The organism is Bifidobacterium pongonis (genome assembly GCF_019331805.1).
GTDB lineage: Bacteria > Actinomycetota > Actinomycetes > Actinomycetales > Bifidobacteriaceae > Bifidobacterium > Bifidobacterium pongonis.
Window position 1 is genome coordinate 42,118 of record NZ_JAHBBE010000014.1, and the last position, 15,119, is coordinate 57,236.

Sequence of the window (15,119 nt, forward strand, 5' to 3'; positions counted from 1 at the left end):
GATACGGCACCATGGTAGCCCATGCGGCACATGGGCCACGTTTCGCTACTCGTGCACCGCGACGATCACCCCCGTTTCCGCGGCCGTCATCACCCGCATCGCGATGTCGGGCTCCACGATGAGCGACAGTGTCTCCCGGCCGCGCTCGCGCCCGATCTGTTCATCGTCGTTTCGCCCAACCTCCATCACGGTCGCGCGTTCCGCCAGCGTACAGGCGGCGGGTTCCGCCGAACCCGCATCGGTCCCGCTCGCCGGCTCGCAGCCTGATGAGGACACGAGCGACACGGTGTCTCCCGGTATCAGCGCTTCGACGTTGTTCGCCACGGCGATTTCAAGCACGGTATGCCCCGGCATGACCGTGGGTGCCTTGGCCACGCTGCTGCCATACAGCAGTTGGCCGGCTTCGATATGCGATTGGGCGATGCTGCCTTCCGCTTCGGCGGCGCTGTGGAGCGCCCCGTTGACGATGGGGGATGCGGGAACGCGGGTCAGGGCGACGTCGCCTTGACGGATGGTCGTGCCGCGTGCGATGGATGAGACGGCCGTAACGACCGTGTCCGTGCCTGTGATGGCGTCCAATGCGTGCAGAAAGCCGAATACGGCCATGCAGATACAGAGTATGGTGGCGATCCGCGCGAGCTTTGCGCGTCGCCTGCGAGCCCCCAGCGTGGGGGCGGTAAGAGGGGACCATGGCGGTGCGTTGACGTTCTTCATACCGCCATGGTCGGGGAGGGGCGGCGCGGGCGCAAGCCCGAACGACCGTTGTGGATTACTCCCTCCCGTTTCTTCACCGTTCGTTCACAGCAGGCCTACAAGTGGCCCATAAGCGATACGGCCGCAAAACCGCAAAACCCTATAACCGTAAAGCCGCGAACGAACCGAATAACAGGCCGGAGCCGCGCTCAGCTCTTGTCGGTGTGGTAGAAGCCGGAGCCCTTGAACTCGATCGGCACGGCGGAATACACCTTGCGGACCTGCTCCTCACTGCATTCGGGGCAGACGGTGATCGGATCGTCGGTGAAGGACTGGTACTTCGTGAAGTCGTAGCCGCAGTTCTTGCAGCGGTAATGATAGGTAGGCATGTCACTCCTCCTGGAAAGACGTCTTACTCGGGTTGCAACCGTTCATATCCTAGTCGTTGTCCTGACACGTGCCGCCATCGATTCCGCCGTTCTCTCCGGCGGTGGGAACAGCGGCGCGAACGGCGGGAACAGCGGCGGGAGCGGCGATGGGCGCATAGCCGAGCGGGGTGAGCGTGGCGGTCACGGGAACATCGTGCGATTCGTGCGGGAGCTGCGCAACGCCCGTTTCCCAAGGCCAGCACACGGCGACGAGCGGCGTTCCGGGCGTGCAATGCGCCAGTGCGCGGTCGTACCAGCCGCCGCCCCTGCCCAAGCGGGTTCCCGAGGCGTCGACGAGCAGGGCGGGCAGCAGCACCAATGCCGCGCAGCCCAGGATGTTCGCGTTCAGCGTAGCCCCAGCGGGCTCCTGCGGTCGGCGTTCGCCATAATCCTCAAGCGGCGTATCGCCGAACTCGCCCCAGCCGATGTCAAGCCCCGTGCCGAGCCGCGGCAGCAGTATGCGGTGCCCGCGTTCGGCGAGCGCATGCAGCAGCGGCCTCGTCTCGACCTCCGAACCCATGGAGACGTAGGCGGCCACGGTGCATGGATGGTCGGGCAGCGGCAGCTCGCCGATATGCCGCGCGAGGGCTTCACCGGCGTGCAACCGTTGCGCGGCATCGGTCGTTGTGCGTCGCGCGATGGCGTTCCTGCGCAACATCCGTTTCGTTTCGTTCGTTCCCATGCCTGTCAGCATACCGGCGGTGCGAGGTCTTCCCAGATCTTCCTAGGTCTTTCCGCTCCGCCCTTCCCGCAGTCCCCGCCGTTCGTCTTCCGACCGCCGACGCCGTTTGTCGTGCGAACGATGGCACAATAGGGGCGTGTCAATACTGCAGACCCTGCGCGGCGTTTTCGGGGCGACGTCGCCGAACGCCATCCACGTGCCGATCGAACTGCACGCGCCTATGGGCGGTGTACCGATTTCCCTACGCACCATGGATATGGACGATGCCGACGAATGGAACAGCGTGCGCTGGCATAACACCGAGTGGCTCAGACCGTGGGCCGCGGGCGATCCGATGCACGGTGCCGGCATGACGTTCGAACAGTGGGTGCGTCGGCAGCGCCGCGACGAGGCGTGCGGTGGCGGCGTGGTGTTCCTCATCGAATATCACAAGCGTATGATCGGCCAGATTTCGCTCGGCGCAATCAATTACGGCGCGATGCGCAGCGGCGTGGTCGGCTACTGGGTGTCGGAGGATTACGCCGGTCACGGCATCGCCCCGATGGCGCTCGCCATGCTGGCGGATTGGGCCATCGGCAGTCCGGACGGTCCGCAGCTGCATCGGCTGGAAATCGCCATTCTTCCCGAAAACCAGCGTTCCCTCGCCGTGGTGCGCAAGGTGGGTGCGCGTGATGAGGGGGAGAAAGCCAACTACATGTACGTGGACGGGAGTTGGCGCACGCATCGGACCTTCAGTCTGCTCGCCGAAGACCTGGGCGATGGCTTTGAATCACGTCTCATATCACGACATGCCGAATGGGAAACGCGGATATTGTGACGGCGTTGTCCTATTCTTAAAGGTTATGGAATACGATTCGCTGAGCACGGTCATCGTGGCGGTAATCGTACTCTTGGGAATCGCGGTCTGGCTGCCCTTACGAACGTCCACCAGCATGAAGCAGGTGCTGGAACATCGTGCGGACAAGTTTTCGACTTCGTTGCATCTTGTGGATGAGCACAGCGGAACACGGTTCAGCGATGGCCGGACACATATGGAAGGGGTTGGGATGCAGCCGAACACGAGGCAGCCGGGCGTGCCGACGGCGGAACGTATCGCTCAGGTGCGCAGTCTGCGTCGGGCGGCGATCAGGCGCCGTCGCATCATCGTCGTCACGTTGGCGTTGATTACGGCGGTGGTGCTGGTTTGCGCGATCGTACTGCGGTTCAGCCCGTTGTATGCTCTGATCCCCGCGGCCGTGCTGGGCGTCGTGCTGGCGCTGGGTGCCCACGCTTCCAAGCAGGCCCGTGAATGGGAACATGAATTGTCGCTCGCCCGTAAGCGTGCGGCCGGCAATAAGGCCGTAGCCGAGCGCAAGGCGAAGCAGAAGGCTCTTGCGGATCATGAATCGCAGCGTGCCGCGGAGAACCAGGAGTCGAAGACCGCTGAGAACGAGCCTCCGACCTATGAGATGGAGCAGCGCGAGATTCGTCAGGTCCTGCGCAAGGCGCAGATGGAGCAGCGCAAGGCGTTGCAGGAACATGCCGCGCAGAGGAATCCGGAGCAGCAGGCGCCGGAACAGCATGTGGAGCAGCAGGTCCAGTCCCAGGTGGTGCCCGTCGCCGAAGCGGCGGAGAAGCCGCTGCCCGAGCCCCGTTCCGAATCCGAAGTGACCCGCGAGGCCGGGTCCCAGGACCTCATCTCCTTCTCGCTGGGTGCGCCGCGCGAATCCGACGTGAACGATGCCGAAGCGACCGAGGATCCGCAGAGCTTGGAGATCAAGTCCGCCCGTCAGGTGGCCAAGGCCGAGCCCGTGGATACCGCGGAGCGCAAGGCGCTGGCCGCAGAGGCGAAGATGGAGACCGTTCCCGCCGCCGAGGCGAAGAAGGCTGATTCGGATGCCGCGGATAAGTCGGATGATGCGGAATCCGCCGAGAACCGTACCTCCGCCATCGATTCCTTCCATAAGGCCGAGCAGGAGGCGCAGGTCGCCGTTCCCGCCGCCACGTCCGATTCCCTGGGCAATGGTCTTGAGGAGATCCTCGCGCGTCGCGTCGCCGCCAAGTGACCGGTAGGCCGGGAGCCTGTTGGGCCGTTAGGCGGGCAGTCGCCGGCGGTGTGCACGGAATTTCTCTCACAGCGTTAGCACTCGAGTTGGCAGAGTGCTAAAAATCGCGCTACGATATGTTCCAGTGCTTGAAACCACTCAGGTGATCGTCAGCCTCTTGGGTCCGTTTCCTGGCGCAGAAACACTGAACTACTAACGAATACGAGGTGACCCACAGTGTCGATTAAGCTCACACCGTTGGAAGACAAGATTATCGTCAAGCAGGCTGAGGCCGAGACCCAGACCGCGTCCGGTCTGTTCATCCCGGACAACGCCAAGGAGAAGCCGCAGCAGGGTGAAGTCCTGGCCGTCGGCCCGGGCCGCCGCAACGATGCCGGTGAGCGTATCCCGGTGGACGTCAAGGTCGGCGACAAGGTGCTGTACTCCAAGTACGGCGGCACCGAGGTGCACTACGAGGGCGAGGATTACCTGATCGTCGCCGCTCGCGATATCCTGGCCATCCTCGGCTGAGATAAGGATTTTTTCGAGAAAACCCCGCAGTTTTTTGCGGGGTTTTTCCGTTGAAGGGCGCATTCGCACACCCGCTCAGGCCGCGGAATTGCTTGCAACACGCCGTAAAGACGCGCCAAGTTGCGAAAGTCTGCGAGACATGGCATATTATTCGAGTTGCCTGTTGAGGTTCAGCCAAGACAGGGAGCAAGACCTGGCGGATTTCCCAAGCGGTCAAAGGGAGCTGACTGTAAATCAGCCGCTTCGTGCTTCAGTGGTTCGAATCCACTATCCGCCACGCCCCGATAGCTCAGTGGTAGAGCACTTCCTTGGTAAGGAAGAGGTCGTGAGTCCAATTCTCACTCGGGGCTCTCTGGCGGGGTAGCTCAGCTGGCTAGAGCGTACGACTCATAATCGTAAGGTCAAGAGTTCGAGCCTCTTCCTCGCTACAAATTGCGCCCGTTAACCGACGGGCGCTACTAATGACTACAGAGGTGAATGAACATGGCTAAGAGCGCCGACATCCGTCCCGGCATCACGCTGGCATGCACCGAGTGCAAGGAGCGTAATTACATTACGACCAAGAACCGTCGTAACACTCCTGATCGCCTTGAACTGAAGAAGTTCTGCGCTCGCTGCGGCAAGCAGACCGTGCACCGCGAAACCCGCTGAGTACACACAATGCTTTTCAAAGACCCGACCGATTCGGTCGGGTCTTTTTGTATGCTGGCAGACATGACTTCTTTTGCAGACATCACCACCATCGCGGTCGGCGGCGAAATCGACCGTTTCATCGAACCCACCACGCGTGTCGGCGTCATCGAAGCCGTGGAGGACGCCGATTCCAAAGGCCTGCCGTTGTTCGTGATCGGCGGCGGATCCAACGTTCTCGTCTCGGATGAGGCGTTCCACGGCGTTGTGGTGCGTGATGCGCGCCGTACGATCACCGTTCCGGACGAGGCGGCTCCCGTCGAAGGCGACGACCGCACCGTGCACGTCAACGCCGAAGCCGGCTGCAATTGGGATGATTTCGTCGATTTCTGCGTCAATCTCGGTTTGGAAGGCGTCGAAGGCTTGTCCGGTATCCCCGGCACCGTCGGCGCGTCCGTGGTGCAGAACATCGGCGCATACGGCCAGGAGGTCGGCTCCAGCGTCGAATCGGTGGAGGTGTGGGATCGCGCCGAGAAAACCACCAAGGAACTGCATGCCGATGATCTGCGATTCGGCTACCGTATGAGCGCCCTGAAGGAAAGCATGTACCGGGCGCCCGCGGTGCCGGCGGACGCTTTCTTCCCCACGCCGCGCTACGTGGTCCTGTCCGTCACCTTCGCGCTCAAGCACAGCCCCACCGGCGTGGTCGGGTACGGCCAACTCGCCAAGGCACTGGGTGTCGAGGTCGGCGATCGCATGGCCACCAAGGATATCCGCAACGCCGTGTTGAAGGTGCGTGCCGCCAAGGGCATGTTGGAGGATGCCACACGTTACACCGAACCCGCCATGCGCGGCGCCAAGCGCGACGAACTCGTCGGCGTCGCCCTGCAGGCCCAGGGAAGCGCCGCCGATGCCGACAGGCACAGCTGCGGCAGCTTCTTCATGAACCCGATCCTGACCGCCGAACAGGCGGCCACCCTGCCGGACGACGCGCCGCGCTTCGACGCGACGCTGCCGGACGGAACGTCCGGGATCAAAACCTCCGCCGCATGGCTCATCGACCACGCCGGGTTCCACAAGGGCTTCAAGGTCACGCCAAGCGCCAAGGCAGGCCTTTCCACGCTGCACACGCTCGCCCTGACCAATAGGGGAGGAGCGGGCTCGCACGACATCGAAACGTTGGCGAGAACCGTGCAGGACGGCGTGGAACGCGCCTTCGGCGTGCGGTTGGTCCCCGAACCGGTGGTCGTGGGCTTCTCGCTGCGCTGACGACGGACCGGGGTAACGGACCGGGATAACGGACCGGGGTAACGGACCGGGTGGCGGGCCGCGGCGCAATGTTGCGAACGCAGCCGCCACCGGGTTACGCGGTGGTGCTACAGTCACTATCCGTTCGCATCGGAACGATGAGGGAAAGAGTTTCGGAAAAGAGGCCGGCAGTGAACATATTTCGTAAGAAGTCCGTCGAGCAGACGCTCGCGGAAACCGAGGAGTCGGGGCATAGCCTGAAACGCGACCTCACCTGGTGGGATCTGGCCATCATGGGCGTGGCCGTTGCCGTGGGCGCGGGCATCTTCTCCATCGGCGCTCAGGCCGCGGCGTTCCATGCCGGTCCGGCCGTGATCATCAGCTTCCTCATCGCGGGCATCGTGTGCGGCGCGGCGGTCATGTGCTACGCCGAATTCGCCTCGATGATCCCCGTGGCCGGTTCCGCATACACCTTCACCTACACCACGGTGGGCGAGGTCGTGGCATGGATCATCGGATGGGATCTCATCCTGGAAATGCTCATGGCCGGTTCGGTCGTCTCGAAATACTGGGGCGTGTACCTGAACGACTTCTTCCGATTGGTGGGGTGGAACATCAACACCAATATCGCCATCGGATCGTTCCACATCGATCTCGCGCCGCTGGTCATCGTCGCGTTCTTCACCGTACTGCTCGTATTCGGCACCAAGATCGGCGCCCGCGTCGACGGCGCGCTGACCATCCTCAAGATCGCGATCGTGCTGTTCGTGGTCGTCGTCGGCTTCTTCTACATCAAGGCCGATAATTTCACCCCGTTCATCCCCCCGAGCGAACCTGCCGCAACCGACGGCACCTCCGGTGTCAGCGCCGTCATGAACCAGCCGCTGTGGCAGTGGGTCACCGGCATGACCCCGACCATCTACGGCGTGACCGGCATCCTTTCGGGCGCGGCGCTCGTGTTCTTCGCGTTCCTCGGCTTCGACGTCGTCGCCACCACTTCCGAGGAGGCCATCAACCCGCGCAGGAACGTGCCGCTGGGCATCGGCGTGGGCATGGGCATGATCATCGTGCTGTACACCCTCGTCGCCATCGTCACCACAGGCATGGTCTCCTACAAGGATCTCGCCAAGCAGGACAGCCCGTCGCTGGCCACCGCGTTCGAGATGGTGGGCGCGAACTGGGCGGCCAAGATCATCAGCTTCGGTATTGTGATCGGCTTGGCCACCGTGGTCATGGTGCTGCTGCTGGGCGTCACCCGCGTCGTGTTCGCCATGAGTCGTGACGGCCTGCTGCCGCGCGCGATGAGCCGGACCGGCAGCAAGGGCACCCCGGTGGGCCTGCAGATCGGCGTGGGCGTGGTCATGGGTCTGATCGCGGCATGTTCCGACGTGGACGTGCTCGCCGATATGGTGAACATCGGCACGCTGTCCGCCTTCACCCTGGTCGCCATCTCCGTGCCGATCATGCGCCGCAAGCGCCCCGACCTCAAGCGCACGTTCAAGATGCCGGGCAATCCGTGGGTTCCGATCCTCATCGCGGTGGCGAATCTTTGGCTTATGGTGAATCTGAGCGTGCTCACCTGGATCCGTTTCGTGGTCTGGCTGCTCGTCGGCTTCGTCATCTACTTCGGGTACGGCTACCGCCATGCGCGTCTCGGCACCGGCGAGCTGGCTGCGGTCGACGGCGCGGACGCCGGGGCCGCAGGAAGCGACGAAACCGGCAACGGGGGCGCGAAGGCGCCGGAACTTGCCCAAGCCGGGGAGTAACCTAGAAAATAGCGTTTTTCCAAGGAGGTAGCCATGCCATACGTTATCGCCCAGCCTTGCGTGGATGTCAAGGACAAGGCATGCGTGGACGAGTGCCCGGTCGACTGCATTTACGAGGGTTCCCGTTCGCTGTACATCAATCCGAACGAATGCGTCGATTGCGGCGCATGCGAACCTGTGTGCCCCACCGAGGCCATCTTCTACGAGGATGATCTGCCGGACGAGTGGGCCTGGTACAAGGATGCCGCGGTGAGCTTCTTCGCCGAGGTCGGCGACCGTGGCGGCGCCGGCGGCGAAGCCATCGGCAAGGATCCCGAGCAGGTCGCGGCTCTGCCCCCGCAGAACCAGTGATTCGGCTCCACGAATCGTAAACGCCTTTCCTTCGGGAAAGGCGTTCTGCTACCCAAGGAAGGAAACACATGGGTTTTCACGAATTCTCCTCGCCCTACGACTGGTCCCGCATCGCCGCGTACAAAGCGACCGCCGCCGAAGCGGACGGCGGCATGATCAACCTGTCCGTCGGCTCTCCCGTCGACCCGGTTCCGGCAAGCGTGAAGCGGGCGCTCGCCGAGGCATCCGACGCGCCGAACGCGCACGGGTACCCCGTCACCGTCGGCAGCGCCGACCTGCGCGACGCGATCCATGCGTGGTTCCGTGATCTGCGCGGCGTGGATTTGGGCGCGGTGAACGCCGGCGTGGTGCCCACGGTCGGTTCCAAGGAGGCCGTGGCGCTTATGGCGAGCCTGCTGCGGCTCGGACCCGGCGACGTGGTCGTGCAGCCCAAGGTCAGCTACCCGACCTACGAGATTGGCACGCAGCTGGCCGGAGCCACCGTACTGAAGGTCGACGACGTCGCGGACGTCGACTCCTGGGTGGATGTTCCCGGCGTCAAGGCCGTCTGGGTCAATTCGCCGTGCAATCCCACTGGTGAGGTGCTGGGCGCCGATTGGCTCGCGGGCATCGTCGCGGCGGCGCGTCGCATCGGGGCCGTGGTGCTGTCCGACGAATGCTATGCGCTGATGGACTGGCGTCAGGCAGGTTCCGAAGTCCTGCACGAGTGCGCGGGGGAGAGCGGCCGGGAGACCGAACGCGGACTGTCCTGCACGCCGTGCGCCCTGCAACCGTCGGTCTGCGAAGGCACCGCCGACAATATCCTCGTGCTGTATTCGTTGAGCAAACAGAGCAATATGGCCGGTTACCGCACCGCGTTCATCGCCGGTGACCATCATCTGGTGCGTCGCATGAGCGACTACCGCAAGCAGATCGGCCAGATCATCCCCGGCCCGGTGCAGGCGGCCATGGCGGCGGGCCTGCGTGACGTGGAGGCCGTGCATGTGCAGCGCAAACGCTATCATGAGCGTCTTTCGCGCCTGGTGGAGGCGCTGCGGGCGTACGGTTACCAGGCGTCCATGCCTGACGGCGCGCTGTACGTGTGGGTCAAGGCGCTGAACGGCGACTGCTGGGCGGATATGGCCGAGCTCGCCGAACTGGGCATCGTGCCCAGCCCCGGCGAATTCTACGGAGCCCCGGAATACCTGCGTTTCTCCGCCACGGCCAGCGACGAGGCCATCAACGGCGCATGTGCGCGTCTCGCCTCGGCCAAGCGCTGATCGCACGCCGATCGGGCGGCGATCGGCCGGCCGGCCGGGCCACGAATCGCCGAAGTCCGGTCATGGTGTAAACTAGGTTGAGCCTCTACGCGGCGTTACGTCACCGAACTCCCCCAGGGCAGGAATGCAGCAAGGGTAAGTGGCCTCTGGCGGGTGCGTAGGGGTTTTCTTTTGTCTGAAAGCGTATAGGCGAATCACGCATACGTGCCCGTGCGTTCGTATGCATTCCTGTTAATGTCCTGTAATGTCCCGCAATGTCGCGCGATGCCGTCCAGCAGCCATCTCACACTGTGTCGCACAGTCGTCCCCGCAATCGGGTGCGTGCACTGTTCCGCTAATGCACTACTCTTAAAACCATGACCGACGAACATACCCCAATGCAGCCAGAAATCCGAGATCCCCAAGCGCCCCTGAACATGCTTGGCGGTTTCGGGCAGACCGGACCCGCGGTTCCCGCCCCCGGAATGCAGGCATCGGCGCCAGGGCTGTCGCTGTCCGACTTCGAGGACGAAGGCGGGCTGGACGACGAGCCCGAGGAACTGGAAGCCATCGGGTACGTCGATCCGTTGAACGTCCGCCCGCGCACCTCCAGCAGGGTGCTGTGCGCGGTATTCGGCGTGCTGATGCTGATTCTCGCCGCCGTGGCATGGTGGCTGGGCGTGCGCACGGAATCCGGCCAATCCTACGACGATATGGTCGAAAGCGCGTTCGCCACGATCGTTCCCGGCTGGGTTTCGTCCGTGCTGGGCGTCGGCACGCATCTCATGGTGCTTATCGTCTCCGTGATCATCACGGTGGCCGCGCTGGCCATCGCGGCGGTGCGCAGGCGCTGGTGGCTGGTCGGGCAGATGGTGGTGTTCGCGGCGATCTGCGGATGCGCATCCCTGCTGAAATACGTGCTGCCGCGCCCGTTCATCATCAAAACCGTCATCGACAACGCGCATAATTCCGCGCCTTCCGGGCATACCATCATGGGTATGGTGTGCGGCGTGATGCTGGTCTGCGCCGTTCCCGTGGCATGGCGTTGGGTGGCGTCGCTGGTCGCCATGGCGTGGGGGCTGTTCGTCGGATTGGCGGTGGTCTGCGGTAAATGGCACCGTCCGACCGACGCGGTGATGTCCATGCTGATCGTGGGCGGCGTCGCCCTGATCATGCTCGCGTTCACGCGCACATCCGGCATGGATGCCCTGGGTACGCGTCGTTCCTCCGCCGGTGTGCAGGTCATCGTCAGCATCGCCATCACCGCTGGTCTGTTCGCCTGCCTGTTCGCCGGGTACATCATCTGGCAGGTGATTCCGGGCCTGACCATCAGCGCGGCCTGGGCCAAAACCGACGCCGTATACTCCGCCATCTTGCTCATCGCCGGCATGAACGCCGTGGTGCATGGCATGGTGTTGGCGCTCCGCCAGCTCACCGCATCCCCGTTGAGCCGGACGGGCCTGGTGGGCGAGCCCCCGGCGCCGCCGAGGAGCCGCGGCTGACACGCGGAACGAACGGCATGGGCCGAACGTCGCGGGAAGCATGGTGCGCGGGCTGACCACATGTCGTGAGTATTATGGCTTCACGAAAGCAGAATAATAAGGAGAGGGAATGGCAGACGGCAGCAAGCTTGTGATCGTAGAGTCTCCTACCAAGGCGCGCAAGATCGGCGGGTACCTGGGGGACGGCTATACCGTCATGGCGTCGGTGGGGCATATTCGTGACCTCGCGCAGCCCAGTCAGATACCCGCGGCGGACAAAGAGAAATACGGCAAGTTCGGTGTGGATGTCGAAGATGGGTTCAAGCCGTACTACATCGTCGGCAACGAGAAGCGCAAAACCGTCACCGAATTGAAATCCGCCCTGAAGAAGGCCGACGAACTCTACCTCGCCACCGATGAGGATCGCGAGGGTGAAGCCATCGCATGGCACTTGGTGGAGACGCTCAAGCCGAAAGTGCCCGTCAAGCGCATGGTATTCCACGAGATCACCAAGAACGCCATCAAACAGTCCCTCGAACAGACCCGCGACGTCGACGCCGACATGGTCGATGCCCAGGAGACCCGTCGAATCCTCGACCGCCTGTACGGCTACGAGCTGTCGCCGGTGCTGTGGCGCAAGGTCGGCCCCGGCCTGTCCGCGGGCCGTGTGCAGTCCGTCGCCACGCGACTCATCGTCGAGCGCGAGCGCGAACGCATGGCCTTCATTCGTGCCTCGTACTGGGATGTCGTCGCCAAGCTCGTCGCGCCGGACGCGCAAGGTTCCGACGTCGACTTCGACGCGCGCATGGTGTCGTTGGGCGGCAAGCGACTGGCCGGTTCCAAGGATTTCAGCCCTGAAGGCAAGCTCATCGCATCCGCCGAGACGAATGAGGTCCGCCAGTTGGACGAGGCGAGCGCCGCGGCCGTGGCGGAAACGCTGAAGCACGCGCAATTCACCGTGATGTCGACGGAATCGAAGCCGTACCGCCGCCACGCCCTGCCCCCGTTCACCACGTCCACGCTGCAGCAGACCGCGGGCAACCGTCTCGGCATGAGCTCGCGTGCCACGATGCGTGCCGCGCAGGGGCTGTACGAGAACGGTTACATCACGTATATGCGAACCGATTCCGTCGTGCTTTCCAGCGAGGCAATCGCCGCGGCCCGCACCGCCATCGAAGAGCATTTCGGCAAGTCCTACCTGTCCGACGCGCCCAAGCAGTACGTCACCAAGACGGCCGGTGCGCAGGAGGCGCACGAATGCATCCGCCCGGCAGGTTCGCGCTTCCACGATCCCGACGAGCTCGCGACCAAACTGCCGAGCGACCAGCTGAAGCTGTACACGCTGATCTGGCAGCGCACGTTGGCCTCCCAGATGGCCGACGCCACCGGTTCCACCGCCACGGTGAAGATCTCCGCGCCCGCAGGCGATGAGGGCGAGGCCATTTTCCAGGCTTCCGGTACGGTCATCGACTTCCCCGGCTTCATGAAGGCCACCGGCGAGGGCCGCGCCTCAAGGAACGACGGCGCGAAGGGCGAAGCGTCCGCATCCCTGCCGCCGATGCATACCGGTCAGCAGCTGGATGCCACGGACGTTCAGGCCGACGGCCATGAGACGCAGCCTCCGGCACGATACACCGAAGCTTCGCTCGTCAAGGATTTGGAGAAGAAGGAGATCGGCCGTCCGTCCACGTACGCGTCGATCATCTCCACCATCATCGACCGCGGCTACGTGTACGAACGCGGCCGTGCGCTCATCCCCAGCTGGCTGGCGTTCGCGGTGGTCAAGCTGTTGGAGACGAAGTTCCCCAAGCTGGTCGACTACCAGTTCACTGCCGATATGGAAGCCGGGCTCGACGAGATCGCGCACGGCAAGCAGACCGGCCGCGAATGGCTCACCCGCTTCTACTTCGGTGATGGCGACGCCGCCGCGACGAACGCCGACGAAGTGCATGAGGGTCTGCAGCGTCAGGTGGCGCAGCTGGGCGAAATCGACGCGCGAGCCATCAACACCATCGAAATCGGCGACGGACTGCATGTGCGCGTCGGCAGGTACGGCCCGTACCTTGAGGACACGGCGCATCTCGACGAGAACGGCAATCCGAAGCGCGCCGCGCTGCCCGACACCATCGCGCCCGACGAACTCACCGTCGAGGTGGCCCGCGATCTCATCGAGAACCATGCGGGCGGCCCGCGTGAACTGGGCCGCGACCCGAAGACCGGCGGCATGGTCGAAGTGCGCAACGGCAGGTTCGGCCCGTACGTGGCCCTGCTGCCCGTTGAAGGCGCGGAAACCGAAACGAAGGCCGCACCGGCCAAGGGGTCGAAGAAGTCCGACGCCCCGCGCCCGAAGATGGCCAGCCTGTTCAAGACGATGAGCCCCGAATCCATCACGTTGGACGACGCGCTGCGCCTGCTGAGCCTGCCGCGCGAAGTCGGCTCCTACGAGGAAACGAACGCCGAAACCGGCGAGATCACCACGTCCACGGTCGCCGCGAACAACGGCCGCTACGGCCCGTATCTGACCAAGACGAAGGCGGACGGGTCCACCGAGACGCGCTCGCTGAACTCCGAGGACGAGATCTTCACCGTCGACATCGAGACGGCCAAGAGCCTGTTCGCGCAGCCGAAGTACCGTGGCCGTGGCCGCGGTGCCGCCAAGCCGCCCGTCCGTGAGCTCGGTACCGATCCGGAAAGCGGCAAGCCCGTGGTGATCCGCGAAGGCCGGTTCGGCATGTACCTGACCGACGGCGAAACGAACCGTACCCTGCCGAGGCAGTACGATCCCGCGACGATCAGCCCCGAGGACGCCTACCGCATCCTTGCGGAGAAGCGTGCGATGGGACCGGCGAAGAAGCGCGGCGGGCGCCGTGGCACCAAGAAGACCGCCGCCAAGGGTTCAGCCAAGAGATCTTCGGCCAAGTCCACGTCCAAGAAGACGGGAACGGCGAACGGCGTCGAGGCGAAGCGTGCCGAACGTCGCGCCAAGGTGAAGGAGCTGGCCGATCAGGGGTGGGCGAACACGCGTATCGCCGTGGAACTCGGTTCGACACCGTCCACGGTGAAATCCGACATCACTTGGCTGGTCGAGAACGAAGGCTATGAGCGCCCGGCCGTGGTACCCAAGGGTTCGGCGAGGAAGTGACGGATTTCGGGCATATGCGAGGCGTATTCATCACCTTCGAAGGCGTTGACGGCGTGGGCAAGACCACGCAGGTCGAACGGCTGCGCGACTGGCTCGAATCGATGGGGCGTGAAACCGTCGTGACCCGTGAACCGGGCGGCACGCCGCTCGGCGGGGCCATCCGCAGGCTGCTATTGCAGGGCGTGCCCGACGGTTCCGCCGACATCGCCCCGCGTGCCGAGGCGCTGCTGTTCGCGGCCGATCGCGCCCAGCATGTGGCCGAAGTGATCCGCCCGGCGTTGGAACGCGGCGCGGTCGTGATCAGCGACCGCTATATCGACTCCTCGCTGGCCTACCAGGCGGGCGGGCGCGAGCTCACCGCCGAGGAGATCCGCTCGTTGAGCATGTGGGCGACGAACGAGCTGCTGCCCGACCGCACCTTCCTGCTGGACATGGACCCCGCGCTGTCGCACAAGCGTCTCGGCCGAGCCGAGGATCGCATGGAATCGGCGGGCGATGATTTCCAGAACCGTACGCGCCATGCTTTCCGCGATCTTGCCGACGCCGAACCTGGCCGTTTCCGGGTGATCGACGCTTCGGGTACGGTGGAGGGCATCGGGCGGACCATCCGCGCGGATGTGGAGCGTCTGCTGGCGGAGCCGCACAACCCGTGAGAAGGGCGGATTCATGAGCGTTTGGGATGAGATCATCGGGCAGAAGCCGGTATGCGACATGTTGTCCGCAATCGCGACGGGCGACCCGTCCAAGCTTGCGCAATCATGGCTGATCTGCGGACCTCCGGGTTCCGGCCGCTCCAATCTGGCACGCGCGTTCGCGGCCGCGCTGGAAAGCCCCGATCATGGCCTTGGCGACGAGCCGACCCGCGTCACCTCCCAGGTGCTCGCAGGAACGCACCCCGACGTGAG

General features: G+C 64.1%; 14 protein-coding genes, 3 tRNA genes, 1 other RNA gene and 1 pseudogene. 16 read left to right on the forward strand and 3 right to left on the reverse strand.

Features of this window, described 5'->3' with window-relative positions; all coding sequences use genetic code 11:
* Window positions 1-45: 45 nt before the first annotated feature.
* The 3 genes from KIH75_RS04835 to KIH75_RS04845 form a co-directional block, all read right to left on the reverse strand.
* The gene (locus tag KIH75_RS04835; protein ID WP_219055651.1) at window positions 46-714 is read right to left on the reverse strand and encodes an SAF domain-containing protein; all 669 of its coding nucleotides are present in this window, start codon (window positions 712-714) and stop codon (window positions 46-48) included.
* Window positions 715-902: 188 nt separating this feature from the next.
* Window positions 903-1,082, reverse strand: coding sequence for an FmdB family zinc ribbon protein (locus tag KIH75_RS04840; protein ID WP_219055652.1), 180 nt, complete (start codon window positions 1,080-1,082; stop codon window positions 903-905).
* A gap of 49 nt (window positions 1,083-1,131) precedes the next feature.
* Window positions 1,132-1,803 carry a 5-formyltetrahydrofolate cyclo-ligase gene (locus tag KIH75_RS04845; RefSeq protein WP_219055653.1) on the reverse strand — a complete coding sequence of 224 codons (672 nt, stop codon included), beginning with the start codon at window positions 1,801-1,803 and terminating at the stop codon, window positions 1,132-1,134.
* Between the two features lie 136 nt (window positions 1,804-1,939).
* Between KIH75_RS04845 and KIH75_RS04850 the strand changes: the two genes are divergently transcribed.
* From KIH75_RS04850 to KIH75_RS04925, 16 genes and pseudogenes are all read left to right on the forward strand, one after another.
* Window positions 1,940-2,620 carry a GNAT family N-acetyltransferase gene (locus tag KIH75_RS04850; RefSeq protein ID WP_420829177.1) on the forward strand — a complete coding sequence of 227 codons (681 nt, stop codon included), beginning with the start codon at window positions 1,940-1,942 and terminating at the stop codon, window positions 2,618-2,620.
* A 229-nt stretch (window positions 2,621-2,849) separates the two neighbouring features.
* A complete protein-coding gene (locus KIH75_RS04855) occupies window positions 2,850-3,848 on the forward strand; it encodes a hypothetical protein (RefSeq protein ID WP_219055654.1) in 999 nt (332 codons plus the stop codon).
* Between the two features lie 216 nt (window positions 3,849-4,064).
* Window positions 4,065-4,358, forward strand: coding sequence for a co-chaperone GroES (groES, locus tag KIH75_RS04860; protein ID WP_003827611.1), 294 nt, complete (start codon window positions 4,065-4,067; stop codon window positions 4,356-4,358).
* A 195-nt stretch (window positions 4,359-4,553) separates the two neighbouring features.
* Window positions 4,554-4,635, forward strand: a tRNA-Tyr gene (locus KIH75_RS04865).
* A 1-nt stretch (window position 4,636) separates the two neighbouring features.
* Window positions 4,637-4,708: transfer RNA gene (locus tag KIH75_RS04870), tRNA-Thr, on the forward strand.
* 4 nt (window positions 4,709-4,712) lie between these two features.
* Window positions 4,713-4,786, forward strand: a tRNA-Met gene (locus KIH75_RS04875).
* A gap of 55 nt (window positions 4,787-4,841) precedes the next feature.
* Entirely contained in the window at window positions 4,842-5,009 is a 168-nt protein-coding gene (gene rpmG, locus KIH75_RS04880) for a 50S ribosomal protein L33 (protein ID WP_033508889.1), read from the forward strand.
* Between the two features lie 63 nt (window positions 5,010-5,072).
* A complete protein-coding gene (locus KIH75_RS04885) occupies window positions 5,073-6,257 on the forward strand; it encodes a UDP-N-acetylmuramate dehydrogenase (RefSeq protein WP_219055655.1) in 1,185 nt (394 codons plus the stop codon).
* 170 nt (window positions 6,258-6,427) lie between these two features.
* A complete protein-coding gene (locus KIH75_RS04890) occupies window positions 6,428-8,002 on the forward strand; it encodes an APC family permease (protein ID WP_219055656.1) in 1,575 nt (524 codons plus the stop codon).
* A gap of 33 nt (window positions 8,003-8,035) precedes the next feature.
* Complete coding sequence (gene fdxA, locus KIH75_RS04895) at window positions 8,036-8,353, forward strand: ferredoxin (protein WP_033508887.1); 318 nt, start codon at window positions 8,036-8,038, stop codon at window positions 8,351-8,353.
* Window positions 8,354-8,421: 68 nt separating this feature from the next.
* On the forward strand, window positions 8,422-9,612 hold the full coding sequence (dapC, locus tag KIH75_RS04900; protein ID WP_219055657.1) for a succinyldiaminopimelate transaminase: 1,191 nt from the start codon (window positions 8,422-8,424) through the stop codon (window positions 9,610-9,612).
* Window positions 9,613-9,688: 76 nt separating this feature from the next.
* An RNA gene (gene ffs, locus KIH75_RS04905) (signal recognition particle sRNA small type) lies at window positions 9,689-9,785 on the forward strand.
* 291 nt (window positions 9,786-10,076) lie between these two features.
* A complete protein-coding gene (locus KIH75_RS04910) occupies window positions 10,077-11,093 on the forward strand; it encodes a phosphatase PAP2 family protein (RefSeq protein ID WP_236028054.1) in 1,017 nt (338 codons plus the stop codon).
* Window positions 11,094-11,202: 109 nt separating this feature from the next.
* Window positions 11,203-14,214, forward strand: a complete 3,012-nt coding sequence (topA, locus tag KIH75_RS04915; protein WP_219055659.1) for a type I DNA topoisomerase — start codon at window positions 11,203-11,205, stop codon at window positions 14,212-14,214.
* Between the two features lie 14 nt (window positions 14,215-14,228).
* Window positions 14,229-14,867 (forward strand): dTMP kinase, encoded by a 639-nt coding sequence (gene tmk / locus KIH75_RS04920; RefSeq protein WP_219055660.1) that lies wholly within the window; start codon window positions 14,229-14,231, stop codon window positions 14,865-14,867.
* A 13-nt stretch (window positions 14,868-14,880) separates the two neighbouring features.
* A pseudogene (locus KIH75_RS04925) lies at window positions 14,881-15,119 on the forward strand (DNA polymerase III subunit delta'); the annotation flags it as partial.

Excerpts from the sequence above, each read along its gene's own strand:
- KIH75_RS04835 (WP_219055651.1), bottom strand. The coding sequence starts at position 714 with ATGAAGAACGTCAACGCACCGCCATGGTCCCCTCTTACCGCCCCCACG.
- KIH75_RS04840 (WP_219055652.1), bottom strand. The coding sequence starts at position 1,082 with ATGCCTACCTATCATTACCGCTGCAAGAACTGCGGCTACGACTTCACG.
- KIH75_RS04845 (WP_219055653.1), bottom strand. The coding sequence starts at position 1,803 with ATGGGAACGAACGAAACGAAACGGATGTTGCGCAGGAACGCCATCGCG.
- KIH75_RS04855 (WP_219055654.1), top strand. The coding sequence starts at position 2,850 with ATGCAGCCGAACACGAGGCAGCCGGGCGTGCCGACGGCGGAACGTATC.
- rpmG (WP_033508889.1), top strand. The coding sequence starts at position 4,842 with ATGGCTAAGAGCGCCGACATCCGTCCCGGCATCACGCTGGCATGCACC.
- KIH75_RS04885 (WP_219055655.1), top strand. The coding sequence starts at position 5,073 with ATGACTTCTTTTGCAGACATCACCACCATCGCGGTCGGCGGCGAAATC.
- fdxA (WP_033508887.1), top strand. The coding sequence starts at position 8,036 with ATGCCATACGTTATCGCCCAGCCTTGCGTGGATGTCAAGGACAAGGCA.
- dapC (WP_219055657.1), top strand. The coding sequence starts at position 8,422 with ATGGGTTTTCACGAATTCTCCTCGCCCTACGACTGGTCCCGCATCGCC.
- KIH75_RS04910 (WP_236028054.1), top strand. The coding sequence starts at position 10,077 with ATGCAGGCATCGGCGCCAGGGCTGTCGCTGTCCGACTTCGAGGACGAA.
- topA (WP_219055659.1), top strand. The coding sequence starts at position 11,203 with ATGGCAGACGGCAGCAAGCTTGTGATCGTAGAGTCTCCTACCAAGGCG.
- tmk (WP_219055660.1), top strand. The coding sequence starts at position 14,229 with ATGCGAGGCGTATTCATCACCTTCGAAGGCGTTGACGGCGTGGGCAAG.